The organism is Armatimonadota bacterium (genome assembly GCA_031081675.1).
In the GTDB taxonomy this organism is placed as follows: Bacteria; Sysuimicrobiota; Sysuimicrobiia; order Sysuimicrobiales; family Kaftiobacteriaceae; genus Calidihabitans; species Calidihabitans tengchongensis.
This window is the reverse complement of record JAVHLZ010000002.1, coordinates 1-24,215: the sequence shown is the minus strand read 5'-3', so window position 1 is coordinate 24,215 and position 24,215 is coordinate 1. Positions and strand designations below refer to the sequence as shown.

Sequence of the window (24,215 nt, the reverse complement as noted above, 5' to 3'; positions counted from 1 at the left end):
CGATCCATGCCGCGTCGTCAGCACAAGTACATCCCCGCCACCGAGGCCGAGCGGGAGGAGATGCTCCGGGCGATCGGGGTCGCCTCGGTGGACGACCTGTTCGGTGACATTCCGCCTGCGGTGCGCCTGACGCGCCCCCTGGACCTGCCGGCGCCCCTCAGCGATCCGGAGCTGTGGGCGACGGTCCGGGCCCTCGCCGAGGAAAACCTGCACGCCGACCGGGTGGCGTGCTTTCTGGGCGCGGGCGCCTACGACCACTACATTCCCAGCGTGGTGTGGCATCTGGCCGGACGGGGTGAGTTCCTCACCGCGTACACGCCTTACCAGGCGGAGATCATGCAGGGGGAGCTCCAGGCGGCCTACGAGTACCAGACCCTGCTCTGCGAGCTCACCGGCATGGACGTGGCCAACGCCTCCATGTACGACGGGGCGTCGGCCACCGCCGAAGCGGCGGTGATGGCCCGGGACCTGACCCGCCGGGACCAGGTCGTGATCAGCCGGGCGGTGCACCCCGAATACCGCCAGGCCGTGCGCACCTACACCGAGCCCCTGGGGATCGAGGTGCGGGAGGTGCCCTGGCGGGATGGCGTGACGGACCTGGAGGCGGTGGCGGTCGCCTGCGGCGAGCGCACCGCGGCGGTCATCATCCAGCACCCCAACGTCTTCGGATGCCTGGAAGATGGCCCCGCCCTGGCAGAGGTGGCCCACCGACGGGGGGCGCTGCTGGTCTGCGCCGTGGCGGAGCCCATCTCCCTGGGCCTGCTGCGGCCTCCGGGGGCCTGGGGGGCCGACATCGTGGCCGGAGAGGGGCAGCCCCTGGGCAATCACCTGAACTTCGGGGGGCCGTACCTGGGGATGCTGGCGACGCGGCAGGAGTTCGTCCGCCGCATGCCCGGGCGCCTGGTGGGCGCCACCGTGGACGCCGAGGGGCGGCGCGGGTTCGTGCTCACCCTGCAGACGCGGGAGCAGCACATCCGGAGGGAAAAGGCCACCAGCAACATCTGCACCAACGAGGCGCTGCTGGCGCTGGCGGCCGCCGTCTACATGGCCACCCTCGGGCCGCAGGGGATGCGGGCCGTGGCGGAGCTCAACCTCCACAAGGCGGCCTACGCCCGCGAGGTGGTGGGGCGGGTGCCCGGCTACCGGGTGGCGTTTCCCGCCCCGACGTTCAACGAGTTCGTGGTGCGCACTCCCCTGCCGCCCGAGGAGGTCAACCGCCGGCTGCTGGCCCACCGCATCCTCGGGGGCCTGCCCCTGGGCCGCTGGTACCCGGAGCTGGCCGACGGGTGGCTGCTGTGCGTCACCGAGCAGCGCACCCGGTCCGAGATCGATGCTCTGGCCGCCGCGCTGGAGGGGATCCGATGAGCGCCCGGGATCCGCGCCGGGACATGCCCCTGATCTTCGAGCTCAGTACCCCCGGCCGCCTGGGATGCGCGCTCCCCGATCCCGACGTGCCGGTGCGGCCGGTGGCGGAGAGGGTGCCGGCCCACCTGCTCCGGGAGACCCCCCCGGCCCTGCCGGAAGTCAGCGAGCTGGACGTGGTGCGCCACTACACCCGGCTGTCCCACCGCAACTTCAGCATTGACGAGGGGATGTACCCGCTGGGGTCGTGCACCATGAAATACAACCCCAAGATCCACGAGGATCTGGCGCGGCTGCCGGGTTTCTGCCGGGTGCACCCCTACACGCCTCCGGAGCACGTCCAGGGCGCGCTGCGCCTCATGTGGGAGCTGGAGCGGCTGCTGGCCGAAATCAGCGGCATGGACCGGGTGACCTTCCACCCTGCGGCCGGCGCCCACGGCGAGCTGGTGGGCATGCTGATGATCCGCGCCTACTTCCGCTCCCGGGGCGAGGCCCGCACCCGGGTCATCGTGCCCGACTCGGCCCACGGCACCAACCCGGCCACCGCGGCCATGTGCGGGTACCAGGTGGTCACCGTGCGCAGCGACGCCCGGGGCAATCTGGACGTGGGGGCCTTGCGGGACGCGATGGATGAGTCGGTGGCGGCCCTGATGCTGACCAACCCCAACACCCTGGGCCTGTTCGAGGAGCGCATCCTGGAGATCGCCGAGGTGGTGCACAGCCGGGGCGGCCAGATGTACCTGGACGGGGCGAACTTCAACGCCATGCTGGGCGTCACCCGGCCGGGAGACCAGGGGTTCGACGTCATGCACATGAACCTGCACAAGACCTTCTCCACTCCCCACGGGGGTGGCGGTCCCGGAGCCGGCGCCGTGGGGGTCAAGGCCCACCTGGTCCCCTTCCTCCCCGTGCCCACCGTCGAGCGGCGCGGCGACGGGTTCGTGCTGGACGAGGACCGCCCGCAGTCCGTCGGCCGGGTGCGGGCGTTTTACGGGAACTTCGCCAACCTGGTGCGGGCGTATGCCTACATCCGGTCGCTGGGCGCCGCGGGCCTGCGGCAGGTGGCCGAGACCGCCGTGCTCAACGCCAACTACCTGGCGGCCCGGCTGCGGGAGCACTTCGACGTCCCCTACCCCCGCCGGTGCATGCACGAGTTCGTCCTGTCGGGGGCGCGCCAGAAGAGGCTGTATGGCGTGGCCACCAGGGATATGGCCAAGCGCATCCTGGACTATGGCTTCCACGCGCCGACGGTGTACTTCCCGCTGATCGTTGAGGAAGCCATCATGATCGAACCCACCGAAACCGAAAGCAAGCGCACCCTGGATGAGTTCGCCGAGGCCCTTATCGCCGTGGCCCGGGAGGCGCGGGACACTCCCGACGTGGTTCGGACCGCTCCCCACACCACGCCCGTCCGCCGGCTGGATGAGGTGCGGGCGGCGCGCCAGCCGGACCTGCGCTGGCGGCCGCGGCGCGATGAGCCTGTCCCCGGCGCGGGGCGGGATCGTCCGTGACGCTGCCGGTGGTCCTGGCCGACGTGGAGGCCGCCCGGGCGCGCATCGCCCCGCATGTGCGCCAGACCCCCCTGCACCCCTGGAACGGGGGGCTGGCGCTGAAGCTGGAGAACCTGCAGGTGACCGGGTCATTCAAGGTCCGGGGCGCCTTCAACCACGTCCTCGCCCGGCGGAATGAGTGCGCGGCCGGAGTGGTGACCGCGTCGTCGGGCAACCACGGCACGGCGGTGGCCCACGTGGCCCGGGCGCTCGGCCTGCCCGCGGTGGTGGTCGTGCCCGAGGATGTGGCGGCGGTGAAGGCCCAGGCCATCCAAGCGGCGGGGGCGGAACTGGTCCGGCGGGGCCGTTTCTCCCGGGAGCGCCTGGCCCTGGCCCGGGAGCTGGCCGAAAGCCGCGGGCTGCACGAGGTCCCGCCGTTTGATGACCCGCTGGTCATCGCCGGTCAGGGAACCGTGGGGCTGGAGATCGTGCGCCAGTATCCCGACGTCGAGGTGGTCTACGTCCCCGTGAGCGGCGGAGGCCTGCTGTCGGGGATCGCGGTGGCGGTGAAGGCCCTGCGGCCGCGCGCCCGGGTGGTGGGGGTCGAGCCCGCGGGGGCCGACAGGTTCCGGCGGTCCCGCGCGGCGGGCCGTCCGGTGGCCCTGGAACGCGCCGAGACCGTCGCCGACGGCCTGCGGGTCCTGGCCCCGGGGACGCTCACCTGGCAGATCGCCGACAGCCTGGTGGACGAGTTCGTGGCCGTCTCCGATGACCGGATCGTGGCGGCAGCCCGCCGCCTGCTGGAGGAGGTCAAGGTCGTGGCGGAGCCTTCGGGGGCGGCCTCGGTGGCCGCCGCGCTGGCGGAGGCCCGCCCAAGGTCGGTGGCCGTCGTGAGCGGAGGCAACGCCGACAGGGAGTTTCTTAGAGGCCTGCTGGCTCCCTGAGGGCCCTGAATCGGCCCTTCCCCTCATCCGTACCGCACCTACGTTCGCGAACCCCCTTGAAATCGTACATATGTTCGCTATAATGTGTGCGGAGGTGAGTCCGCCGTGACCGCGGCCCTGACCGACAGGCAGCGACAGGTTCTGGACTACATCGCATCCTCGATCCGCACCAGGGGCATCGTGCCCTCGGTGCGGGAGATCGGCCAGGCCCTGGGCCTGAGATCCCCGTCGACCGTCCACCAGCACCTACTGGCCCTGGAGCGCAAGGGGTACATCCGCCGCCACGGAGACCGCATGCGCGTTCTGGAGGTCCTGGACCGGCGCCTGCTGCCGTCGGGAGAGGAGGTGGCCCACCTGCCCCTGGTGGGTCGGGTGTCGGCGGGCCTCCCGGTGCTGGCCCAGGAGAACGTGGAAGAGATGATTCCGGTTCCCCGCCGGATGGTCGGCTGGCAGGACGACAACTGCTTCCTGCTCACGGTGCGGGGGGACAGCATGTCCGGCGCCGGGATCCTCGACGGGGACATGGTCGTCGTGCGGTCGCAGCCCACCGCGGCGGTGGGGGACGTGATCGTCGCCCTGATCGGGGAGGAAGCCACCGTGAAGCGCCTGGCTGCCGACGGTGGCCGCCCGTACCTCAAGCCGGAAAACCCCGCCTACCCGCCGATCCGGGGCGAGTTTGAGATCATCGGCAAGGTGGTCGGCCTGCTCCGTCGGTACGCGGGAGGCACCGGATGAGCGTTCTGGTCCGCGGGCAGATCGCCGGATGGCCGGGACCCCGCCGGTCGCTCGTGCGGGGAGTGTTCGCCGGCGTGGCGGCGTGGCGGGCGCGGATGGCCGATGACCGGGAGATGGTGGGGGTGAAACTGCTCCTGCTGGCCGCGGTGGTAGCCCTGGCCCTCTTCTGGGAGGTGCCCGACTGGGCCCCGTGATCTGGACCGAGGTGGAGGCGGCGGCCGTGACTGCTGGCGTCCGGGTGGGGGCGGGCGTGGTCATCCGGGCTCCCGACGGAACTCCTCTGGCTGTGCTGGGCAGGGCCGTCTCCTCCGGATCGCGCCAGGAAGCGCTGTACCGGGCGATCCTCGCGGCCCTCCTGCGGGCCCGACGGATGGGCGTCCGGGCGGTCCGCCTGTCGGTGGACGACGCCGACCTGACCGGCCAGCTGTGCGGCCGCCGCGACATCCCCCCCGCGCTCATCGGCCTGTACCTCCAGGCCCGGGCTCTGCTCAACGCGTATCGCCGCCGGGAGGTGCGCCGGCTGGAGACGCCCAGCGCGGCGGCGCTGGAGGCGGCCCGGCGGGCGCTCGAGGGGGAGGAGGCGTCCGACGGGGAGGACGAGGCGGAGTCCCTCCCGCTGTGGCGGCTCGTCGCCCGCTGAAGGACGGGCCCGCCCACGGTGGAACCTTCAGGGCGGGACCCCTGGATGGAGCACACCGACATCACCCGCCTGCTGGCCGAGGGCGACCGGCTGATGCAGGCCGGCGACTTCGCGGCGGCCGAGGCCGTGTTCACCCGCATCCTGGGCCTGGCTCCCGACTCGGCGGTGGCCCTCAGCAAACTGGGCGCCGCGCTGGCCCAGCAGGGCCGCCTGGACGAGGCCCTGGACGCGCTGACCCGCGCCGTGGCGCTCCAGCCTGCCTACGCGCCGGCCTACAACAACCTGGGCAACGTCTATCGCGAAAAAGGAATGACCGACCAGGCCCTGGCTGCCTATCGGCGGGCCGTGGAGCTGGATCCGAACTACTGGGTGGCTCACCAGAACCTGGGGGCGCTGTACCGCCACCTGGGACAGCTGGACGAGGCGGTGCGGCATTTCAAGATCGCCCACCGCCTCTCCCTGCGCCGCCCCGCACCTTCCGCCGGTCCGACCCGCCCGGGCTGCCTGCCGGCGGTGGTGGCCGTCGCGGCCATCGTGGCGGGCGTGCTGTTGCGGTGACGCCGGTCAGGGGATCTCCCCCAGTTCCTCCCGCAGGCGCAGGAGGTGCAGCAGGTCGCTGCGGGTGAGGATCCCCACCAGGGTGCCGTCGTCGTCCACCACCAGCACGCGGCCGATGCCGTCCTGGGTCATGCGCTCGAAGGCCTCGTAGGCGGACGCCCCCGGGCGGACCGTGCGCAGCCGGTGCAGCGGCGTCATCACGTCCCGCACGGTGGTCACGGCCCGCCGCTCCCGGGGGATCTCCTTGACATCCTGCAGGGTGACGATCCCCAGCAGGCGGTCCCCCCACACCACCGGAAACCCTCCGTGCTTGAGGGGAAGGAAGTACTCCGAGATCAGCTCGTCCAGCGTCAGGGAGGGGTCCACGGTGTGGAGGGCGCGGCTCATCACGTCTGCCACGCGGACGTCGCCCAGGGCCTGGCGCAGCAGGACCTGCTGGTACCCGGCCTGGGCTCCCGCGTCCAGGAACCATCCCAGGAGCAACAACCACAGTCCCCCCACCACGTTGCCGGTGAAGGCCAGCAGGATTCCGGCAGCGATGAACGCCACCGCCACCCCCTGTCCGGCGCGGGAGGCAACGCGGGTGGCGTGGGTGAGGTCGCCGGTCACGCTCCAGATCAGCGCCCGCAGCGCCCGCCCGCCGTCCAGGGGGAATCCCGGGATCATGTTGAAGACCGCCAGGCCCGTGTTGGCCCACGCCAGGTATCCGGCCAGGGCGCCCAGGGCGGTGTCCGCCGCCGCCCACCGGCCCGCCGCGGCCAGGGCGGCCACCCCGAGGCTGGTCGCGGGGCCCGCCAGCGCCACCGCCAGTTCGGCCGACGGGGTGGGCGGCTCGCGGACGATGTGGGCGACGCCCCCGAACAGGAACAGCACGATGCTGCGGGTGCGGATGCCGTAGCGGCGGGCCATCAGGGCGTGCCCCACCTCGTGGGCCACCACCGAGCCGAACAGCAGCACGGCAGCCAGGAGTCCCATCGCCCAGTACGTGTCGGGGGGCAGGCCGGGGGCGCGGGTGGGGAAATAGGTGCGGGCCAGGGACCACGTCAGGACCCACAGGGCGATGAACCACGTGTAGTGCACGCCCACAGGGATCCCGACAACCCGGCCCAGCCGCACGGCGCCGCGCATGGATGGATACAGAATACTTCGCCCAGGCGTCGCCCGTTCCCCGCCGCGACGCCGGGGGCGGGTGGGGAACCCGGCCGCCGGCGGCGAACCGGTACTGCTTAGACCCCTGTGGGAGGGATCCGATGGTGAGAGTGCTGCCCCGGGAAGAAACGTTCTTCGACCTGCTCAACCAGGCGGCCCAGGTGATCCTCGAGGCCGCGCGGGCGCTGCGCGATCTGCTGGACGACTACCGCGATGTGGACCGCCGCGCGGAAGCCATCAAGGCGCTGGAGGACCGGGGCGACTCCATCGCTCACGCCGTCATCGACCGCCTCAACCGCACGTTCGTGACGCCGCTGGACCGGGAGGACATCTTCGCCCTCATCAAGCAGCTGGACAACGTCCTGGACTGGATCGAGGCCACCTCGGCCCGGCTGGCGGTCTACCGCATCCCCCACTCCACCCCGGAAGCCCGGGAGCTGGCCCACATCATCGTCAGCCAGTGCGAGGCCATCGCGGAGGCGATCCGCCACCTCCGGCGGCCCGACCGGGCCGTCGGCCCGGTGCAGGAGATCAACCGGCTTGAAAACCTGGCCGACCACGTGCAGCGGGACGCCATCGCCCGGCTGTTCGCCGACGCCCCCGACCCCATCACGGTCATCAAGTGGAAGGAGATCTACGAGACGCTGGAGCAGGCCACCGATCAGGCCGAGGACGTGGCCAACGTGATCGAGAGCATCCACACCAAGAACCTGTGACCCCCCTGCCCGCCGGCCTCATCCCCGTCCTGCTCCTGGTGCTGGCGGCGGAGTTTGTCAACGGGTGGACCGACGCCCCCAACGCCATCGCCACCGTGGTCAGCACCCGGGTCCTGACCCCCGGCCAGGCGCTGGTGGTGGCCAGCGTCCTGAACGTGCTGGGGGTCCTGAGCGGACAGGCGGTGGCCGCCACCATCGGCCGGGGGATTGTGGACGCCGCCGTCATCGACACGGTCACCATCGCCGCCGCCATGGTGGCCATCGTGGTGTGGAGCACCCTGGCCTGGACCCGGGGCCTGCCCACCAGCGAGAGCCACGCCCTGGTGGCCTCCCTGGCGGGGGCCGGGCTGGCCACCGCCGGCCCGCGGGTCCTGCTGTGGGAGGGGTGGCAGAAGGTGCTGCTGGGGCTGGCCTTCTCCACCTTCCTGGGATTCGGCGGCGGGTTTGTCCTGATGGTGGCCATCACCTGGGGATTCCGCCGGATGCCCCTGGGATCGGTGCGGCGGCTGTTCGGCCGACTGCAGGTGCTGTCGGCGGGGTTCATGGCCTTCAGCCACGGCAGCAACGACGGCCAGAAGTTCATGGGCGTCTTCACCCTGGCGCTGGTCCTGGGCGGCGTCCTGCCCGAGTTCCGCATCCCGGTGTGGGTCGTCCTGGTGTGCGCCCTGACCATGGGGATCGGCACGGCCCTGGGCGGGTGGCGCATCGTGCACACCATGGGGCTGCGCCTGACCAAGCTGGAGCCCTACCAGGGGTTCGCGGCGGAGACGGCCGCCGCCAGCGCCATCGAGCTGGCCAGCCGTCTGGGGATTCCCCTCAGCACCACGCACACCATCAACACCGCCATCATGGGGGTGGGTGCCACCCGCAGGCTGTCGGCGGTCCGGTGGGGTGTGGGAGCGGAGATCGTCACCGCCTGGGTGCTCACCTTTCCCGTCTGCGCCCTTCTCGCCGCCGTGGTGACCTGGGTCCTGCGCGCCGCCCTGTAGGCCCGCCCCCGGGCGGGGTCCCTTCGGGGCGGGTGGGTGCGGGGCGGCGGGTGTGGTATGATGCGGGGCGGTCGCCGCCGGGAAGACCCCGAGGGCGGGGAGGCGTTCACGCCGGTGAGGGTGCAGGCGCCCACAGGAGGATGTCAATGGGAAACGTCGTGCACGTGAGCGAGCGGGACTTTGATGCGCAGGTCCTGCGGTCGGATCTGCCGGTGGTGGTGGACTTCTGGGCAGAGTGGTGCGCCCCGTGCCGGATGATCGCGCCCATCGTCGAGGACCTGGCCAGTGAGTACGCGGGGCGGGTCAAGGTGGTCAAGGTGGACGTGGACAGCAATCCCCACCTCGCCCACCGCTACGGCATCATGAGCATCCCCACCCTGGGCGTGTTCAAGGGCGGGGAGATGGTGGACCGGGTGGTGGGCTACATGCCCAAGGCCGAACTGAAAAAGAGGCTGGAAAAGGTTCTGGGAGCCGCCGTCGGCTGACCCGCCCGCGCTGGCCGGGGATCAGGGCCCGGATAAGCTGGTCCCGGATCCCGCTCCCCCGCCTACCCCTGCTGGGCCAGCCACCGCTCGGCGTCGATGGCGGCCTCGCATCCGTAGCCGGCGGCGGTGATGGCCTGCCGGTAGGTGTGGTCGTGCGCGTCGCCGGCCACGAAGACGCCCTCCACGCTGGTCTGGGACCGCACCGTGCGGATGATGTACCCCTGCTCGTCCATCGCCACCTGCCCCCGGAACAGGTCGGTGTTGGGGCGGTGGCCGATGGCCACGAAGACGCCATCGGTGGGGCGCTCGACCACCTGGCCCGTGCTGACGTCCTGCAGCCGCACCCCGGTCACCTTGCTGTCGCCCAGGATGTCCACCACCACCGTGTTCCACAGGAAGCGGATCTTGGGGTTCTCCCTGGCCCGCCGCTGCAGGATCTGGCTGGCCCGCAACCGGTCCCGGCGGTGCACCACCGTGACCGAGCGGGCCAGTTTGGCCAGGTACAGGGCCTCCTCCATGGCGGTGTCGCCGCCGCCCACCACCATCACGTCCCTGTCCCGGAAGAAGAAGCCGTCGCAGGTGGCGCAGGTGCTCACCCCGCGGCCCATCAGCCGGTGCTCCCCGGGCAGCCCCAGGAGCTTGGCCCGGGCGCCGGTGGCGATGATCAGGGCCCGGGTCTCGTAGGTGTCCCCCGACTGGGAGGTCACCCGGAACGGCCGGGTGGTCAGGTCCACGGCGACAGCGTCTTCGGGCAGGAACTCGGCTCCCACCCGCTCGGCCTGCCGGCGCATGTTGGCGATGAGCTCGGGGCCCTGGATCGGCTCGGCGAAGCCGGGGAAGTTTTCCACCTCGGTGGTCAGCATCAGCTGGCCGCCGGCTTCGGCCCCCTCGAAGACCAGCGGCTGGAGGCCCGCCCGGGTGGTGTAGATGGCGGCCGTCAGGCCGGCCGGGCCGGATCCCAGGATGATCACGTTGCGCATAGACACCTCACCTGTGCGGGAGAACGCCGGCGCCCGGCGGCGCCATTCCGCGGGGCCGGCGCGGTGGGTGCTTTCGGCGGCGGCCGGCGGGCTTCCTGGCGGCGAGATACCTTGACAATGCCATTGTCAAGGATCTTGACAAAGATGTTTCCAGGCAGTACGGTGGGGGGCTGGAGATGGCCCGGGTGCGAGGACGGCGCGACGACATCCCGGTGTATGTCATCAGCGTGGCGGCCGACCTGACGGGCCTGCACCCGCGGACGCTGCGCATCTACGAGGAGAAAGGGCTCCTGCAGCCGGCGCGGCGCAACCACCAGCGCCTGTACTCGGAGCGGGACCTGGAGCGGGTGCGGGTGATCCGCTACCTGACCCGGGAGGTGGGCCTGAATCTGGCCGGGGTGCGCCTGCTGCTGGAGATGTCCGAGCGGATGGACTACCGGCGGACCCGGGACGCCATCTCCTGGGTGGTGGAACGCGCGTGGAGGAGGAGGCGACTGCCATGAGCCTGATCCGGTGGGACCCCTTCGACGACCTGGCGTCGCTGCGGGAGTCCATGGACAAGCTGTTCGAGGAGTTCTTCAGCCGTCGCCCGCGGGCGCCGGTGAGCGCGTGGCAGCCGGCGGTGGAGGTGTACGAGACCGACACCGAGGTGGTGGTGCGGGCCGAGCTGCCGGGGGTGGATCCCAAGAACGTGGACGTCACCGTGACCGAGGACACCCTGACCATCAAGGGTGAAGCGCGGGCCGAGCAGGAGGAGCGGGGGCGCAACTACTACCGGCGGGAGCTGCGCTACGGCTCCTTCCTGCGCACCCTTCCCCTGCCCGCAGAGGTGCAGGGCGACAAGGCCCGTGCCTCCTACCGCAACGGCATCCTGGAGATCCGGGTGCCCAAGAGCGAGCGGGCGCGGCCCCGCGCGGTCAAGGTGGAAGTGGTGGAGTAGCCAGCCCGAGGAGGAGGGTGGCGCCGACAGGAGGGGCAGCCATGGGCAAGGTGGTGGGTATTGACCTGGGGACGACCAACTCGGTGATCGCCTGCGTGATCGGCGGCGAGCCGCAGGTGATTCCCAACGCCGAGGGCAGCCGGCTCACGCCGTCGGTGGTGGCGTTCACCAAGACCGGCGAGCGGCTGGTGGGCCAGATGGCCAAGCGCCAGGCCATCCTCAACCCCGAGAACACCGTGTACTCCATCAAGCGCTTCATGGGCCGCCGCTACTCGGAGGTGGAGACCGAGCGCAAGATGGTCCCCTACAAGGTGGAGGAGGGGCCCAACGGGATGGCGGTGGTCCACCTGCCCGCGGCCGGCAGGACCTTCACCCCCGAAGAGATCTCCGCCATGATCCTGCAGAAGCTCAAGGCCGACGCCGAGGCCTACCTGGGGGACACCATCACCGAGGCGGTCATCACGGTGCCGGCGTACTTCAACGATGCCCAGCGCACCGCGACCAAGCACGCGGGCGAGATCGCCGGCCTGAAGGTCCTGCGCATCATCAACGAGCCGACCGCGTCCTGCCTGGCCTACGGCCTGGACAAAAAGGGCGCCGAGACCGTCCTGGTCTTCGACCTGGGCGGGGGGACGTTCGACGTCTCCATCCTGGAGATCGGGGAGGGGGTGTTCGAGGTCAAGGCCACCTCGGGGGACACCCACCTGGGCGGGGACGACTGGGACGAGCGGATCGTCAACTGGCTGGCGGACCAGTTCAAGCGCGAGCACGGCATCGACCTGCGCCAGGACCGCCAGGCCCTCCAGCGGCTGCGGGAGGCCGCCGAGCGGGCCAAGATCGAGCTGTCCACGGTCACCCAGACCACCATCAACCTGCCGTTCATCACCGCCGACGCCACCGGGCCCAAGCACCTGGACTACGTGCTGACCCGCGCCAAGTTTGAGGAGCTGACGGCCGACCTGGTGGAGCGGTGCATCGGCCCGTTCAAGCAGGCCCTGGCCGACGCCAAGATGACCGAGAAGGACCTGGACGAGGTCATCCTGGTGGGCGGTTCCACCCGCATGCCCATGATCCAGGAGCTGGTGCGGCGGCTGACGGGCAAGGAGCCCAACAAGGAGGTCCACCCCGACGAGGTGGTGGCGGTGGGGGCCGCCATCCAGGCGGGCGTGCTGGCCGGGACGGTGCGGGAGGTGGTCCTGCTGGATGTCACGCCCCTGTCCCTGGGCGTGGAGACCCTGGGCGGGGTGATGACCGTGCTCATCCCCCGCAACACCACCATCCCCACCCGCAAGAGCGAGATCTTCACCACCGCCGCCGACGGCCAGACCCAGGTGGAGATCCACGTGCTGCAGGGCGAGCGCCCCATGGCCCGGGACAACCGCACCCTGGGGCGCTTCATCCTGGACGGGATTCCCCCCGCCCCCCGAGGCGTGCCCAAGATCGAGGTGACCTTTGACATCGATGCCAACGGCATCCTCAGCGTCACCGCCAAGGACACGGCCACCGGGCGGGAGCAGTCCATCAAGATCACCGGCACCTCCACCCTCTCCCGGGAGGAGGTGGAGCGGATGATCAAGGAGGCCGAGCGGTACGCCGACGAGGACCGCCGCAAGCGGGAGATCGCCGAGACCCGCAACCGGGGCGACTCCCTCGTCTACCAGACCGAGCGCATGCTCCGGGAGGTGGGCGACAAGATCTCCGCTGCCGAGCGGCAGCAGGTGGAGGCCCGGCTGAAGGACCTCAAGGACGCCCTGGCCACCGACGATGTGGCCCGCATCCGCAAGGCCATCGAGGACCTGCAGCAGGCCAGCTTCAAGCTCACCGAGGCCATGTACGCCCGGGCGGCGGCCAGCGGCGGGGCGGGGCGGCCGGGGCCGGACGGCCCCACCGGGAAGCCGGGCGAGGACGTGATCGACGCCGACTACAAGAAGGCGGACGACCGCTGAGGCCTGGGGAGAGTCATGGAGGAGACGCGGCAGCAGGCCGGTCCGGGTGCCGGGAGTGCGGAGGGAACCTCCGGCGAGGGTGTGGTCCCCTCCTCCGCTCCGGCCGAGACCCGCACGCCGGAGGAGCTGATCGCCGAACTGCGCGCGGAGGTCGACCGGCTGCGGCTGGAGGCGGAGCGTAACTGGCAGCAGTTCCTGCACGCGGCGGCCGACCTGGAAAACTACAAGAAGCAGGCCGCGCGCCAGCGGGAGGATGCCATCCAGCGGACCCGGCACGCGATGCTGGCGGTGATCCTGGCCGTGGTGGACACTCTCGAGCGGGCGCTGGACCACGCCGGCAGCGACGGGGCGGCGATCCTGGAGGGCATCCGGCTGGCCCACCGGCAGGTCCTGGACCTGCTGGCCAACATGGGGGTCCGGCCGATGGACGCCCGGGGGCAGCCCTTCGATCCGCGCTACCACGAGGCGGTGGATGTGGTGTCGCCCGACAAGCACGGTGTGGCTCCCGGCACCGTGGTGGAGGAAGTGCAGCGGGGCTACCTGCTGAACGGTGAGGTGCTGCGGCCGGCGCGGGTCCGGGTGGCCGGGAGCTGACGGCGGAGGCGGTGGCGGGGATGGAGTTCAAGGACTACTACCAGATCCTGGGCGTGGATCGCCACGCCGATCAGAAGACCATCGCGGCCGCCTTCCGCCGCCTGGCCCGCCGGTACCACCCCGACATCAACAAGACCCGGGAGGCCGAGGAGAAGTTCAAGGAGATCAACGAGGCCTACCAGGTGCTGGGCGATCCCGAACGGCGCGCCCGCTACGACCAGATGTACGACGCCTACCGCCGCGGGGGAGTGGACTGGCAGCAGCTGTTCGGCGCGCCGGGCGCTCCCGGCGGCTGGACGGTCACCTTCGGGGAGGGCCTGGACCTGGAGGACCTGCTGGCCGGGATGGGCTTCTCCGACTTTTTCGCGCGGTTCTTCGGCGCCGACTTCCTGGGGTCCCGGCGGCCGGGCAGGCCCGGCCGCCGGCGGGTCGGCGTGCAGGAGGGTGCCGCCGCGCCAGCGGAGCCCACCGCGGCCGTGTCCATCACCCTGGAGGAGGCGTTCGCCGGCACCCGCAAGTCGGTGGTGGTGCACCTGAATGGCACCTCGCGCCGGTTCGATGTCTCCATCCCGCCCGGGGTGCGGGACGGCCAGCGGATCCGGCTCCCCGGGGCGCTGGACGGGCAGGATGTGTACCTGGTGGTGCAGGTCCAGTCCCACCCGCTGTTCGTGCGTCAGGATGATCACATCCTGGTCGAGGTGCCCGTGACGCCGTCGGAGGCGGTCCTGGGCGCCCGCATCGAGGTCCCCACCCTGGACGGCAAGGTGGAGATGGTCCTGCCGCCGGGCACCCAGAACGGGCAGACGTTCCGCCTGCGCGGCCTGGGTATGCCCCGCCGCGAGGGCGGGCGTGGCGACCAGCTGGTGCGGGTGAAGGTGGTGCTGCCGACGGACCTCACGCCGCGGGAGCGACAGCTGTACGAGGAGCTGGCCCGGCTGCGCCGGGACAACCCGCGAGCGGCGATGGGGTGCCGCTAGGCGGGAGGGGTGGCCATGGCCGTGCGGTTTGACCGGTTCACCGAGAAGGCGCAGGAAGCCGTGCTGAGCGCCCAGGAGATCTGGCGCACCCACCAGCACCCGCAGATGGACACCGAGCACCTGCTGCTGGCCCTGGTGGAGCAGGCCGACGGGATCGTCCCCCAGGTCCTGGCCCGGGCCGGCGTGAACGTGGCGGCCCTGCGCGGGCGCCTGCGCGCCGAACTGGAGCGCCAGCCCCGGGTCAGCGGCCCGCCGGCCGAAGGCCTGCTCATCAGCCCGCGGCTGCGCCAGGCCCTGGAGGTGGCCCAGGACGAGGCCACCCGCATGCGGGACGACTACGTGAGCACCGAGCACCTGCTGCTGGGCCTGGCCCGGGTGCGGGACGGCGGCGCCGCGCGGCTCCTGGAGGAGGCCGGCGTGAGCCTGGGCGGCCTGTACCGGGCCGTGCAGGAGATCCGGGGCCGGGCGCGGGTGACCACCCCTCACCCCGAGGGCACCTATCAGGCCCTGGAGCGTTACGGCCGGGACCTCACGGCGCTGGCGGCGGCGGGCAAGCTCGACCCGGTCATCGGCCGCGACGACGAGATCCGGCGGGTCATCCACGTCCTGTCGCGTCGCACCAAGAACAACCCCGTGCTCATCGGCGATCCGGGCGTGGGCAAGACGGCCATCGTGGAGGGGCTGGCCCAGCGCATTGTCCGCGGCGACGTGCCCGAGGGCCTGAAGAACAAGCGCGTCGTGCAGCTGGACATGGGGGCCCTGGTGGCGGGAGCCAGGTACCGGGGAGAGTTTGAGGAGCGCCTGAAGGCCGTGCTGCGCGAGGTCAGCGACAGTCAGGGCCAGATCATCCTGTTCATCGACGAGCTGCACACGGTGGTGGGGGCCGGGGCGGCCGAGGGCGCCATCGACGCCTCCAACATGCTCAAGCCCATGCTGGCCCGCGGCGAGCTGCGGACCATCGGCGCCACCACCCTGGACGAGTACCGCACCCACATCGAGAAGGACGCGGCGCTGGAGCGCCGCTTCCAGCCGGTGTACGTCGGCGAGCCCTCGGTGGAGGAGACCATCTCCATCCTGCGGGGGCTGAAGGAGCGCTACGAGGTCCACCACGGCGTGCGCATCACCGATGCCGCCGTCATCGCCGCCGCCACCCTGTCGGACCGCTACATCAGCGGCCGCTTCCTGCCCGACAAGGCCATCGACCTCATCGACGAGGCCGCCGCGCGCCTGCGGATGGAGATCGACAGCAAGCCCACCGAACTGGACGAGATCGACCGGCGGATCATGCAGCTGGAGATCGAGCGCGAGGCCCTGCGCCGGGAGGACGACCCGGCCAGCCGGCAGCGGGTGGAACAGCTGGAGCGGGAGATCGCCGGCCTGCGGGAGCGCAGCGACGGCCTGCGCCAACAGTGGGAGCAGGAAAAGAAGCTCATCGCCGCGGTGCGGCAGATCAAGGAGCAGATCGAGCAGACCCGGCACCAGATCGAGGACGCCGAGCGGCGGGCCGACCTGGAAACCGCCGCCCGCCTGCGCTATGGCGTGCTGCCCGAACTGCAGCGCCAGCTGGCGGCCCAGGAGGCGGCCCTGGCCCAGATCCCGACCGCCCAGCGGCTGCTGAAGGAGGAGGTGGGCGCCGAGGACGTGGCCGAGGTGGTGAGCCGGTGGACCGGCATTCCCGTCACCCGGCTGCTGGAGGGGGAGATGCGCAAGCTCCTGGAGATGGAGCAGCGGCTGCACGAGAGGATCGTGGACCAGGACGAGGCGGTGCGCGCCGTCAGCGACGCCATCCGCCGCGCCCGCGCCGGCCTCAAAGACCCCCGACGGCCCATCGGGTCGTTCCTCTTCCTGGGGCCCACCGGCGTCGGCAAGACGGAGCTGGCGCGGGCCCTGGCGGCTCAGCTGTTCGACGACGAGGACGCCCTGATCCGCCTGGACATGTCCGAGTACCAGGAGCGGCACACCGTCAGCCGGCTCATCGGGGCGCCCCCGGGATACGTGGGGTACGAGGAGGGCGGCCAGCTCACCGAGGCGGTGCGGCGGCGGCCGTACCGGGTGGTGCTGTTCGACGAGATGGAGAAGGCCCACACCGATGTGTTCAACCTGCTCCTGCAGATCCTGGACGACGGGCGGCTGACCGATGGCCACGGGCGGACGGTGGACTTCAAGAACACCGTGATCATCATGACCAGCAACCTGGGCAGCCGGTACCTGCAGCATCTGAACCCGGCCGACGCGGCCCAGTTCGAGATGGCCCGGGTGCAGGTCCTGGACGAGGTGCGGCGGACCTTCCGCCCCGAGTTCCTCAACCGCGTGGACGAGGTTCTGGTCTTCCGGCCGCTGACCAGCGAGCACATCCGGCAGATCGTGGACCTGCAGCTGCGCGACCTGGCCGCCCGGCTGCGGGACCAGCACATCACCCTGGAGGTCACCGACGCGGCCCGCGACTACCTGGCCCGGGAGGGCTACAACCCCGACTTCGGCGCGCGGCCGCTGCGCCGGGTGATCCAGCGCGAGGTGGAGAACCCTCTGGCCCGCCTGGTCCTGGCCAGCCAGCTGCGCGCTGGCCAGACGGCCGTGGTGGACTACGCCGACGGCGGGCTGCAGATCACGGTGCGGGAGCCCGTGGCGGCGGCGGCGTCGTGACCGGCGCGGCCCCGCGGGGAGGGCCGGGCGCAGCCCCCAGAGGAGGGTCCCCATTCTCGCCCTGAGCGTCCTGACCAGCGGCGCGGTCCTGCTGGCCCTGGAGATCCTGGCCAGCCGGATCGTGGCCCCCACCTTCGGCAACTCCATCTACGTCTGGGGCAGCCTGATCGGGACGTTCCTGGCCGCCCTTGCCGCAGGGTACGCCCTGGGGGGGCGGGTGGCGGACCGCTGGCCCACCACCACCGGTTTTGCGGCGGTCATGTTCGCCGCGGGCGCCCTGGTCTTCCCCATCCCCCTGCTGGCGCCGGGGGTGCTGGATGCAGTGGAGGCCGCAGACCTCGGGCCGCGGGCAGGGCCCCTGGTGGCCTGCCTGGTCCTGTTCGGCCCGCCGGGCGTGGTGATGGGGATGGCATCGCCGTATGCCGTCCGCCTGCGGGCGCGCGACGCCGCCACGCTGGGAGGAGTGGCCGGCGCCCTGTACGCCGTCTCCACCGCCGGCAGCATCGCCGGCAGCCTGCTGGCCTCGTTCGTGGTGCTGCACCTGTGGACCGTTCCCGCCATCGTCCACGGGCTGGGGGGTGTTCTGCTGGCGCTGGGCGTGGCCATCTGGCTGGCGGCCCGCCGGGTGGTGGCGGCAGGATCAGCGGCCCTGGCGGCGGCGGTGCTGCTGGGGGTGCCGGCCGTGCGCGGTCCGGCGCCCGCGCCGGCGGGGCTGCAGTACCTCCAGGACACGGTCTACCACCGCATCACCGTGACCGACGAGGGGGGCATCCGCTACCTGAAGCTGGACAACTACTGGCAGAGCGGTCTGGACCTGAGCAACCCGCGGCGGACGGTGTTCCCGTACGCCGACTACATGCACCTGCCGGTGCTGTTCGCGCCCCATGCCCGCCGGGTCCTGATGGTCGGGCTGGGCGGCGGTACGGTGCCCACCCGCTACTACGAGGACTACCCGGGGATGACCATCGACGTGGTGGAGATCGACCCCGCCGTGATCCAGGTGGCCCGCCGCTACTTTGCCGTGCCTGCCGGGGGCCGGCTGCGCCTGCTGGCCCAGGACGGCCGGCTGTTCGTGGCCCGCTCCGCAGAGCGCTATGACATCATCCTGCTGGACGCCTACCTGATCGACACCATCCCCTTCCACCTCGCCACCCGTGAGTTCTTCGCATTGGCCCGGGCGCGCCTGCGGCCCGGAGGCGTCCTGGCCAGCAACGTCATCGGGGCGCTGGATGGCCCCCGCAGCGGACTGTTCCGGGCGGTCTACCGGACCCTGGCCGAGGTCTTCCCGACCGTGTACGTGTTCCCCGTGGAGTGGGACCGGTTCGACATCCGGGAAGCCCTGCGCAACATCATCCTGGTGGCCACCGACCGCCCGCGGCTCGGTCCGGCGGACCTGCGCGACCGGGCCGCCCGGGCCCGCGCGGATCCCGGTGTGACGGTGGACGGGTGGGAGGAGGCGGTGGGAGACCTGTACCGGGGGCCGATCCGTGTGGACGACGTCCCCGTCCTCACCGACGACTACGCGCCGGTGGAAACCCTGGTACGGTAGGGAAGGGGGAAGACCCGCCTGCCGGCGGACCGGAGATGCCTGTTCTCAAGCTCTACATCGGCGACGTGATCCAGACCCGCAAGGCCCACCCCTGCGGGAGCGACCGCTGGACCATCGAGCGTCTGGGGGCCGACGTGGGCATCCGCTGCCAGGGATGCGGGCGCTACGTGCTGATGGAGCGCGCCCGGCTGGAGCGGCGCATCCGCAGGTTCATCAGCCGGCCCCAGGCAGAGGCCGGGGACGAGCGTTCCTCCGACCCCGGCGGAGAGTAAGCCCGGGGCGGGCGGGGCACAGGGTCGGATGACATGAATCTCTACGCCTGGGCCGTGGCACTGGCCGGATGGGCGGCGCTGGTGAGCCTGCTGCGGTTCAGCCCGCTGCCGGCCCCGGAACTGCTGGCCGCGTTCGCACTGCTGGCCGTGGCCACCGAGTGGCTGCTGGTGCCCCTGCCCCGCGGCGGGTACCAGTCCGCCGGGCTGGCGGTATCCGCCGCCGCCCTGCTGATCCTGGGCCCCGCGCCGGCAGCCCTCACCATGGCTGTGGGGGCGATCGTGGGGACCGGGGTGCTGCACCGCCGCCCGCTGTCTACCGCCGCCTTCATCAGCGGCCTGTCGATCCTGGCGGTGCTGGCGTCCGGCGCCACCTTCACCGCCCTGGATCCCCGGGTGGGATGGCCGCCCGGTCCCCTGTACGCCGGGCGGGCGGACCCGATTTTCTTCGGCGCCTTCTTCGCGGCCGTGGCCGCCCACATCCTGGTCAGCAGCGCGGGGGTCAGCCTGATGGTGAGCCGCGCCCGCCGCGTGGCCTTCCTGGAGGTGTTCGGGGTCAACGTGGCGTGGGAGGCGGTCAACAACCTGGCCTTCGCCACCCTGGGGCTGGTCCTGGCCCTCATCTACGGGCACGCCCTGCCGGTGAGCGCGGTGGTCCTCACGGTCCCCCTGCTGCTGACGGGCTACATCCTGATGCTCCACACCGCGCGGGAGCAGGCTCGCCGGGAGCTGGAGGTGGTCGAGCGCATCGGGCGGGCGTCGGTCACCCTGGACCTGGAGCAGCTGTACCGCTCGATGTACGAGGCCGTGGCCGCCGTGATGCCCGCCGACGCCTTCTGCGTGGCCCTCTACGACCACGAGCGGTCGGCCCTGTCCTACGAGTTTGTGGTGGACGGCGGGCGCCGGGTGCCGCCCCGGATGGTGCCGCTGACGCCGCAGGTCCGGGACCTGCTGACGGGTGCCGTCCCCCGACTGCTCTCGGCGTCCGCCGGGGCGGCCGACGCGCCCGATCTGCTGCCCGGAGACCGCCCGCGCGGGCGGCCGCTCTCCACCCTGGTGGTGCCGGTCCTGCGGGGGGACCAGGCGGTGGGCCTGCTGGCGGTGCACAGCGACGCCCCGGGAGCCTACACCGGGGGCGACGCCCGGCTGCTGGAGACCATCGCCGCGCAGGTCGCCACCGCCATCGACAACGCCCGGCTGTTCGAAGCCACCCGGCGCAGCCTCGACCGCCTGACCACCCTCCAGCGGGTCGCCAACGCGGTGGCGGCCAGCCGGACCTTCGCCGACGTGGTGGCGGCCATCATGGACGGCGCCCGACAGGTCCTGGACGCCGACCGGTGCGCCGTCTTCCTGGGCAACGAGCAGAGCGGTCTCGTGGACATCCACGCCCACGGCCTGCCCGCCGAGTACGTGGCGGCCCTGCGCGGCGCCGCCCGCGCCCGGGGGCCGGTGAGCGGCCTGCCCCTGAGCGTCCGGGAGCCCACGGTGGTCCTCGACGCCGACGCCGATCCCCGGCTGCGGGCCGTCCGCGAGCAGATCCTGGGCGACGGCCTGTCGGCCCTGGAGGAGGTGTCGCGGTCCATCAAGACTCTGGCCTTCCTGCCGCTGCTGCACCGGGGGGACCTTCTGGGGGTCCTGGCCCTGTACCACAACCGGGTGCGTCCCTACAGCGCCGAGGACCTGCGTTTGGCCCAGGCCCTGGCCGACCAGGCGGCCATCGCGGTCAGGAACATCGCCCTGCTGCAGCAGGCCGAGCGGCGGGCCGCCGAGGTGGACCTGACCAACCGCATCCTGTCCACGGTGACCGGCACCCTGGACCTGCCGGACATGTTCCGCCGGATCGTGCAGGAGGTGGCCCAGGCCTTCGGGTACTCGCGGGTGAGCATCCACCGGCTGGACGGAGAGTACCTGATCCTGCAGGCCCAGGTGGGCTACCCCGACGTGCACGAGAAGATCCACATCACCAAGGGGATTGTGGGCCGGGCGGCCCGCACCGGCCGACCGGTCCTGGTGCCCGACGTCACCCGCGACCGGGACTACATCATGGCCGACCCCGCCGTGCGCAGCGAGCTGGCGGTGCCCATCGAGGCGGAGGGGCGGGTCCTGGGGGTGCTGGACGTGGAGGCCGACGCCGCCCAGGCCCTCACCGAGGCCGACGTGGACCTGCTGCAGTCCCTGGCCGGCCAGCTGGGGATCCTGCTGCGCAACGCGACCCTGTTCGAGGAAGCCCGGCGGGCCCGGGACGAGATCACGGTCCTCTATGAAGCCGCCAAGGCCACCAGCGCCAGCCTGGAGCTGGACGCAGTCCTCAACAGCCTGGTGCAGGTCACCTGCCAGGCCTTCGGATACGAGCAGGGGGCGCTCCTGCTGCTGGACGACCGCAGCGGCGACCTGGTGGTGGAGGCCATCTACGGCTACGCGCCGGGCACCCGCGGCTACCGGATCCCGGCCGGCAAGGGAGTCACCGGGTGGGTGGCCCGCACCGGCAAGCCCGAGATCGTGGCCGACGTGCGCAGGGACCCGCGGTACATCGGGGTCAACGACCAGGTGCGCAGCGAGATTGCCGTGCCGCTGATCAGCGAGGGGCGGGTCATCGGCGTCTTCAACGTGGAAAGCCCCCGCCGGGGGGCGTTCGGCGAGAGGGACCTGCGGGTGCTCACGGCCCTGGCGGGCTACGCCACCATCGCCATCGAGAACGCGCGCCTGTTCGAGCGCACCAAGCACCTGGCCATCACCGACGGCCTCACCGAACTGTACAACCACCGCTACCTGCACGAGACCCTGGAGCGCACCCTGGAGCGCTGCCGCCGGGACGGCCAGCCCCTGGCGGTGATCATGCTGGAGATCGACAGCTTCAAGCGCTACAACGACACCTACGGCCACCAGCGCGGCGACGAAGTCCTGCGGGTGGTGGCGGACCTGCTGCGCCGGGGCAGCCGGGCCGGGGACATCGTGGCCCGCTACGGCGGCGACGAGTTCATGATCGTCCTGCCCAACACCACCAAGGAGGCCGCGGCCGAGATCGCCGAGCGGCTGCGCCGGGCCGTGGAGGCCTATCCCTTCCTGCTGGGCGGGACGACCCCTGCGCCGGTGACCCTCAGCGTGGGGGTGGCGGCCAGCCCCGAGGACGGCGCCACCGTGGACAGCCTGGTGGACGCCGTGGACCGCGCCCAGTACAGCGCCAAGCGCTCGGGAGGCAACCGGGTGCACGTGGTCCGACCCGCGGCCGGGCAGGTGCGCGGCTGAGGGTGGCCCGGGCGGACGTCCGGCCGCGGATGCCCTCACCCTGACCATGGGCCTGTCGGTGGGTCTGGTGGGCCTGCCCAACGCCGGCAAGTCCAGCCTCTTTGTGGCCCTCACGCGGGCCGCCGTCGCCGTGGCCCCCTACCCGTTCACCACCGTCGAGCCCCACCGCGGCGTGGTGCCGGTGCCCGACCCGCGGCTGGAAGCCATCGCGGCCGTCACGCGCCCCGCGCGGGTGGTGCCGGCCACCGTGGAGGTGGTGGACATCGCGGGCCTGGTGCGGGGCGCGCACCGTGGCGAGGGTCTGGGCAACCAGTTCCTGGCCCACATCCGCGACGTGGACGCTCTGGCCCACGTGGTGCGGTGCTTTGCCGCCCCCGACGTCCCCCACGTGGACGGCGCGCCGGATCCCCGGCGGGACCTGGAGGTCGTGGACCTGGAGCTGGCCCTGGCCGACCTCGCCACCGTGGAGCGGGAGTGGGAGAGGGTGCGGTCGCGTGCGCGCCTGCGCGATCCGGCGGCGGGTGCGGCCGCGGAGGTGCTGGAGCAGGTGCGGGACGCCCTTCAGCGGGGCGTGCCGATCCGGCGGCTGCCTCCCGACCCCCGCCGGGACGAGGTCCTGCGGCCGCTGCGGCTGCTCACCGCCAAGCCGGTGGTGTATGTGGCCAACGTGGCCGACGACGACCTGCCCGACGCTCCCAGCGCGGACCCCGTGCGGCGGTACGCCCAGGAGCAGGAGGCTCCGGTGGTGGTCCTGTCGGCGCGGCTGGAGATGGAGGCGGCCGCCCTGGCCGCCGACGAGGCCGCGCAGGTCCTGGCGGCGTACGGGGTCACGGAGCCGGGCCTCCAGCAGCTCGTCCGGGTGGCCTACCGCCTGCTGGGGCTGGTGACGTTCTTCACCACCGCCTCCCACGAGGTCCGGGCCTGGCCGGTGCCGGCGGGGACCACCGCGCCGCAGGCGGCCGGGCGCATCCACTCCGACATGGAGCGGGGGTTCATCCGCGCCGAGGTGGTGGGCTGGGACGAACTGGTGGCCGCCGGGTCTCTGCCGGCGGCGCGGGAGCGGGGTCTGGTGCGCCTGGAAGGCCGGTCCTACGTGGTGCGCGACGGGGACGTGATCCTGTTCCGGTTTGCGGTCTGACGGCGAGGCCCGCGCAGCGTCCCCTGCCGGGGCGGCTATTCCCCCGCCCGCCGGGCGGGTGCTATAATCGGTTGGCTCAGACAGCCCCTGCACCGGCGGGGGCGCCTTCCCGGAGGAGCGGCGTGAAGAGTTATGACCTCGTGTACATCATCCGGCCAGACCTGGAGCCGGATGCGCAGCGGGCGGTGATGGACCGCATCGCCCAGCGGATCCAGGAGCACGGCGGGCAGGTGGAGGCCACCGACGTCTGGGGCAAGCGCAAGATGGCGTACCCCATCCGCCGGTACCGGGAGGGCGTGTACGTGCACGTCCGCTTCTCCCTGGACCCGCAGAAGGTGGCCGAGATCAAGCGGGCGGTCGCGCTGACCGAGGACGTGCTGCGCGCCATGGTCACCGCCGCGGTGGGCAAGGTCCCCGAGGCGGCTGCGGCGGGCGCGCGGGCCGCCCAGCCGGCGGAGGCGTAGGCAGGCGTGTACAACCGCATCATTCTCATCGGTCGGCTGACCCGTGACCCGGAGCTGCGCTACGTCCCCAGCGGGCAGCCGGTGGCCAGCTTCACCCTGGCCGTGGACCGGCCGTTCGTCAACCAGCAGGGCGAGCGCGGCACCGACTTCATCGACGTGGTGGCCTGGCGGCGGCTGGCCGAGCAGGTGAGCCAGCACCTCAGCAAGGGGCGGCTGGTGGCGGTGGAGGGTCGCCTGCAGATCCGGTCTTACGAGACTCAGGACGGGCAGAAGCGCAAGGTCGCCGAGGTGGTGGCCGACGCCGTGCGCTTCCTGGACCGCAAGGCTCCCGGGGCGGAGGCGGTGGCGACGGAGGCGGAGCCTCCTGCCGCCGAGGGCGACGACGACGTCCCATTCTAGAG

24 protein-coding genes are annotated in these 24,215 nt (G+C 72.0%); 22 read left to right on the top strand and 2 right to left on the bottom strand.

The window, feature by feature from the left end:
- Positions 1–6: 6 nt before the first annotated feature.
- The 7 genes from gcvPA to RB150_00885 all read left to right on the top strand — a co-directional run bounded on the left by gcvPA (position 7) and on the right by RB150_00885 (position 5,729).
- The gene (gcvPA, locus tag RB150_00915; protein MDQ7819103.1) at positions 7–1,365 is read left to right on the top strand and encodes an aminomethyl-transferring glycine dehydrogenase subunit GcvPA; all 1,359 of its coding nucleotides are present in this window, start codon (positions 7–9) and stop codon (positions 1,363–1,365) included.
- Entirely contained in the window at positions 1,362–2,873 is a 1,512-nt protein-coding gene (gcvPB, locus tag RB150_00910; protein ID MDQ7819102.1) for an aminomethyl-transferring glycine dehydrogenase subunit GcvPB, read from the top strand. The genes gcvPA and gcvPB overlap by 4 nt, the downstream gene beginning before the upstream one ends.
- Positions 2,870–3,796 carry a threonine/serine dehydratase gene (locus tag RB150_00905; GenBank protein ID MDQ7819101.1) on the top strand — a complete coding sequence of 309 codons (927 nt, stop codon included), beginning with the start codon at positions 2,870–2,872 and terminating at the stop codon, positions 3,794–3,796. Before gcvPB ends, RB150_00905 begins: the two co-directional genes overlap by 4 nt.
- 105 nt (positions 3,797–3,901) lie before the next feature.
- Positions 3,902–4,531, top strand: coding sequence for a transcriptional repressor LexA (gene lexA / locus RB150_00900; protein MDQ7819100.1), 630 nt, complete (start codon positions 3,902–3,904; stop codon positions 4,529–4,531).
- Positions 4,528–4,725, top strand: a complete 198-nt coding sequence (locus RB150_00895; GenBank protein MDQ7819099.1) for a hypothetical protein — start codon at positions 4,528–4,530, stop codon at positions 4,723–4,725. Before lexA ends, RB150_00895 begins: the two co-directional genes overlap by 4 nt.
- Positions 4,722–5,171 (top strand): reverse transcriptase-like protein, encoded by a 450-nt coding sequence (locus RB150_00890; protein MDQ7819098.1) that lies wholly within the window; start codon positions 4,722–4,724, stop codon positions 5,169–5,171. The genes RB150_00895 and RB150_00890 overlap by 4 nt, the downstream gene beginning before the upstream one ends.
- Before the next feature lie 45 nt (positions 5,172–5,216).
- Positions 5,217–5,729, top strand: a complete 513-nt coding sequence (locus tag RB150_00885) for a tetratricopeptide repeat protein (GenBank protein ID MDQ7819097.1) — start codon at positions 5,217–5,219, stop codon at positions 5,727–5,729.
- 6 nt (positions 5,730–5,735) lie between these two features.
- On the opposite strand, the gene RB150_00880 is transcribed toward RB150_00885, so the two are convergent.
- A complete protein-coding gene (locus RB150_00880) occupies positions 5,736–6,857 on the bottom strand; it encodes a site-2 protease family protein (protein MDQ7819096.1) in 1,122 nt (373 codons plus the stop codon).
- A 122-nt stretch (positions 6,858–6,979) separates the two neighbouring features.
- Here RB150_00880 and RB150_00875 point away from each other — a divergent pair, with 122 nt between their 5' ends.
- From RB150_00875 to trxA, 3 genes are all read left to right on the top strand, one after another.
- On the top strand, positions 6,980–7,594 hold the full coding sequence (locus RB150_00875) for a DUF47 family protein (GenBank protein MDQ7819095.1): 615 nt from the start codon (positions 6,980–6,982) through the stop codon (positions 7,592–7,594).
- Positions 7,591–8,583, top strand: a complete 993-nt coding sequence (locus RB150_00870) for an inorganic phosphate transporter (protein MDQ7819094.1) — start codon at positions 7,591–7,593, stop codon at positions 8,581–8,583. Before RB150_00875 ends, RB150_00870 begins: the two co-directional genes overlap by 4 nt.
- Before the next feature lie 146 nt (positions 8,584–8,729).
- Positions 8,730–9,068, top strand: coding sequence for a thioredoxin (trxA, locus tag RB150_00865; GenBank protein MDQ7819093.1), 339 nt, complete (start codon positions 8,730–8,732; stop codon positions 9,066–9,068).
- 62 nt (positions 9,069–9,130) lie between these two features.
- Here the strand turns inward: trxA and trxB are convergent, their stop codons facing one another.
- Positions 9,131–10,048 carry a thioredoxin-disulfide reductase gene (gene trxB, locus RB150_00860; GenBank protein MDQ7819092.1) on the bottom strand — a complete coding sequence of 306 codons (918 nt, stop codon included), beginning with the start codon at positions 10,046–10,048 and terminating at the stop codon, positions 9,131–9,133.
- 176 nt (positions 10,049–10,224) lie between these two features.
- On the opposite strand from trxB, the gene RB150_00855 reads away from it, so the two are divergent.
- From RB150_00855 to ssb, 12 genes are all read left to right on the top strand, one after another.
- Positions 10,225–10,551: a MerR family transcriptional regulator gene (locus tag RB150_00855; protein ID MDQ7819091.1), complete on the top strand. Its 327-nt coding sequence runs from the start codon at positions 10,225–10,227 to the stop codon at positions 10,549–10,551.
- Positions 10,548–10,988 carry an Hsp20/alpha crystallin family protein gene (locus tag RB150_00850; GenBank protein ID MDQ7819090.1) on the top strand — a complete coding sequence of 147 codons (441 nt, stop codon included), beginning with the start codon at positions 10,548–10,550 and terminating at the stop codon, positions 10,986–10,988. The genes RB150_00855 and RB150_00850 overlap by 4 nt, the downstream gene beginning before the upstream one ends.
- A 41-nt stretch (positions 10,989–11,029) precedes the next feature.
- Positions 11,030–12,934 (top strand): molecular chaperone DnaK, encoded by a 1,905-nt coding sequence (gene dnaK, locus RB150_00845; GenBank protein ID MDQ7819089.1) that lies wholly within the window; start codon positions 11,030–11,032, stop codon positions 12,932–12,934.
- A 15-nt stretch (positions 12,935–12,949) separates the two neighbouring features.
- Complete coding sequence (locus RB150_00840; protein MDQ7819088.1) at positions 12,950–13,528, top strand: nucleotide exchange factor GrpE; 579 nt, start codon at positions 12,950–12,952, stop codon at positions 13,526–13,528.
- Between the two features lie 20 nt (positions 13,529–13,548).
- Entirely contained in the window at positions 13,549–14,505 is a 957-nt protein-coding gene (locus RB150_00835; GenBank protein ID MDQ7819087.1) for a DnaJ C-terminal domain-containing protein, read from the top strand.
- A 15-nt stretch (positions 14,506–14,520) separates the two neighbouring features.
- The gene (gene clpB, locus RB150_00830; protein ID MDQ7819086.1) at positions 14,521–17,148 is read left to right on the top strand and encodes an ATP-dependent chaperone ClpB; all 2,628 of its coding nucleotides are present in this window, start codon (positions 14,521–14,523) and stop codon (positions 17,146–17,148) included.
- 52 nt (positions 17,149–17,200) lie between these two features.
- A complete protein-coding gene (locus RB150_00825) occupies positions 17,201–18,697 on the top strand; it encodes a fused MFS/spermidine synthase (GenBank protein MDQ7819085.1) in 1,497 nt (498 codons plus the stop codon).
- Between the two features lie 35 nt (positions 18,698–18,732).
- Positions 18,733–18,969, top strand: coding sequence for a DUF951 domain-containing protein (locus RB150_00820; protein ID MDQ7819084.1), 237 nt, complete (start codon positions 18,733–18,735; stop codon positions 18,967–18,969).
- A 33-nt stretch (positions 18,970–19,002) separates the two neighbouring features.
- Positions 19,003–22,212: a GAF domain-containing protein gene (locus tag RB150_00815; GenBank protein MDQ7819083.1), complete on the top strand. Its 3,210-nt coding sequence runs from the start codon at positions 19,003–19,005 to the stop codon at positions 22,210–22,212.
- Between the two features lie 46 nt (positions 22,213–22,258).
- A complete protein-coding gene (gene ychF / locus RB150_00810; GenBank protein ID MDQ7819082.1) occupies positions 22,259–23,350 on the top strand; it encodes a redox-regulated ATPase YchF in 1,092 nt (363 codons plus the stop codon).
- A 122-nt stretch (positions 23,351–23,472) separates the two neighbouring features.
- Complete coding sequence (gene rpsF / locus RB150_00805; protein MDQ7819081.1) at positions 23,473–23,814, top strand: 30S ribosomal protein S6; 342 nt, start codon at positions 23,473–23,475, stop codon at positions 23,812–23,814.
- 6 nt (positions 23,815–23,820) lie between these two features.
- On the top strand, positions 23,821–24,213 hold the full coding sequence (ssb, locus tag RB150_00800; protein MDQ7819080.1) for a single-stranded DNA-binding protein: 393 nt from the start codon (positions 23,821–23,823) through the stop codon (positions 24,211–24,213).
- The last annotated feature ends 2 nt before the right edge of the window (positions 24,214–24,215 follow it).

Coding starts and splice junctions, on each gene's coding strand:
- RB150_00885 (MDQ7819097.1), top strand. CDS start 5,217: ATGGAGCACACCGACATCACCCGCCTGCTGGCCGAGGGCGACCGGCTG.
- RB150_00815 (MDQ7819083.1), top strand. CDS start 19,003: ATGAATCTCTACGCCTGGGCCGTGGCACTGGCCGGATGGGCGGCGCTG.
- ychF (MDQ7819082.1), top strand. CDS start 22,259: ATGGGCCTGTCGGTGGGTCTGGTGGGCCTGCCCAACGCCGGCAAGTCC.
- dnaK (MDQ7819089.1), top strand. CDS start 11,030: ATGGGCAAGGTGGTGGGTATTGACCTGGGGACGACCAACTCGGTGATC.
- RB150_00895 (MDQ7819099.1), top strand. CDS start 4,528: ATGAGCGTTCTGGTCCGCGGGCAGATCGCCGGATGGCCGGGACCCCGC.
- RB150_00820 (MDQ7819084.1), top strand. CDS start 18,733: ATGCCTGTTCTCAAGCTCTACATCGGCGACGTGATCCAGACCCGCAAG.
- RB150_00875 (MDQ7819095.1), top strand. CDS start 6,980: ATGGTGAGAGTGCTGCCCCGGGAAGAAACGTTCTTCGACCTGCTCAAC.
- RB150_00840 (MDQ7819088.1), top strand. CDS start 12,950: ATGGAGGAGACGCGGCAGCAGGCCGGTCCGGGTGCCGGGAGTGCGGAG.
- gcvPB (MDQ7819102.1), top strand. CDS start 1,362: ATGAGCGCCCGGGATCCGCGCCGGGACATGCCCCTGATCTTCGAGCTC.
- RB150_00855 (MDQ7819091.1), top strand. CDS start 10,225: ATGGCCCGGGTGCGAGGACGGCGCGACGACATCCCGGTGTATGTCATC.
- trxB (MDQ7819092.1), bottom strand. CDS start 10,048: ATGCGCAACGTGATCATCCTGGGATCCGGCCCGGCCGGCCTGACGGCC.
- RB150_00835 (MDQ7819087.1), top strand. CDS start 13,549: ATGGAGTTCAAGGACTACTACCAGATCCTGGGCGTGGATCGCCACGCC.
- RB150_00880 (MDQ7819096.1), bottom strand. CDS start 6,857: ATGCGCGGCGCCGTGCGGCTGGGCCGGGTTGTCGGGATCCCTGTGGGC.
- trxA (MDQ7819093.1), top strand. CDS start 8,730: ATGGGAAACGTCGTGCACGTGAGCGAGCGGGACTTTGATGCGCAGGTC.
- gcvPA (MDQ7819103.1), top strand. CDS start 7: ATGCCGCGTCGTCAGCACAAGTACATCCCCGCCACCGAGGCCGAGCGG.
- clpB (MDQ7819086.1), top strand. CDS start 14,521: ATGGCCGTGCGGTTTGACCGGTTCACCGAGAAGGCGCAGGAAGCCGTG.
- RB150_00850 (MDQ7819090.1), top strand. CDS start 10,548: ATGAGCCTGATCCGGTGGGACCCCTTCGACGACCTGGCGTCGCTGCGG.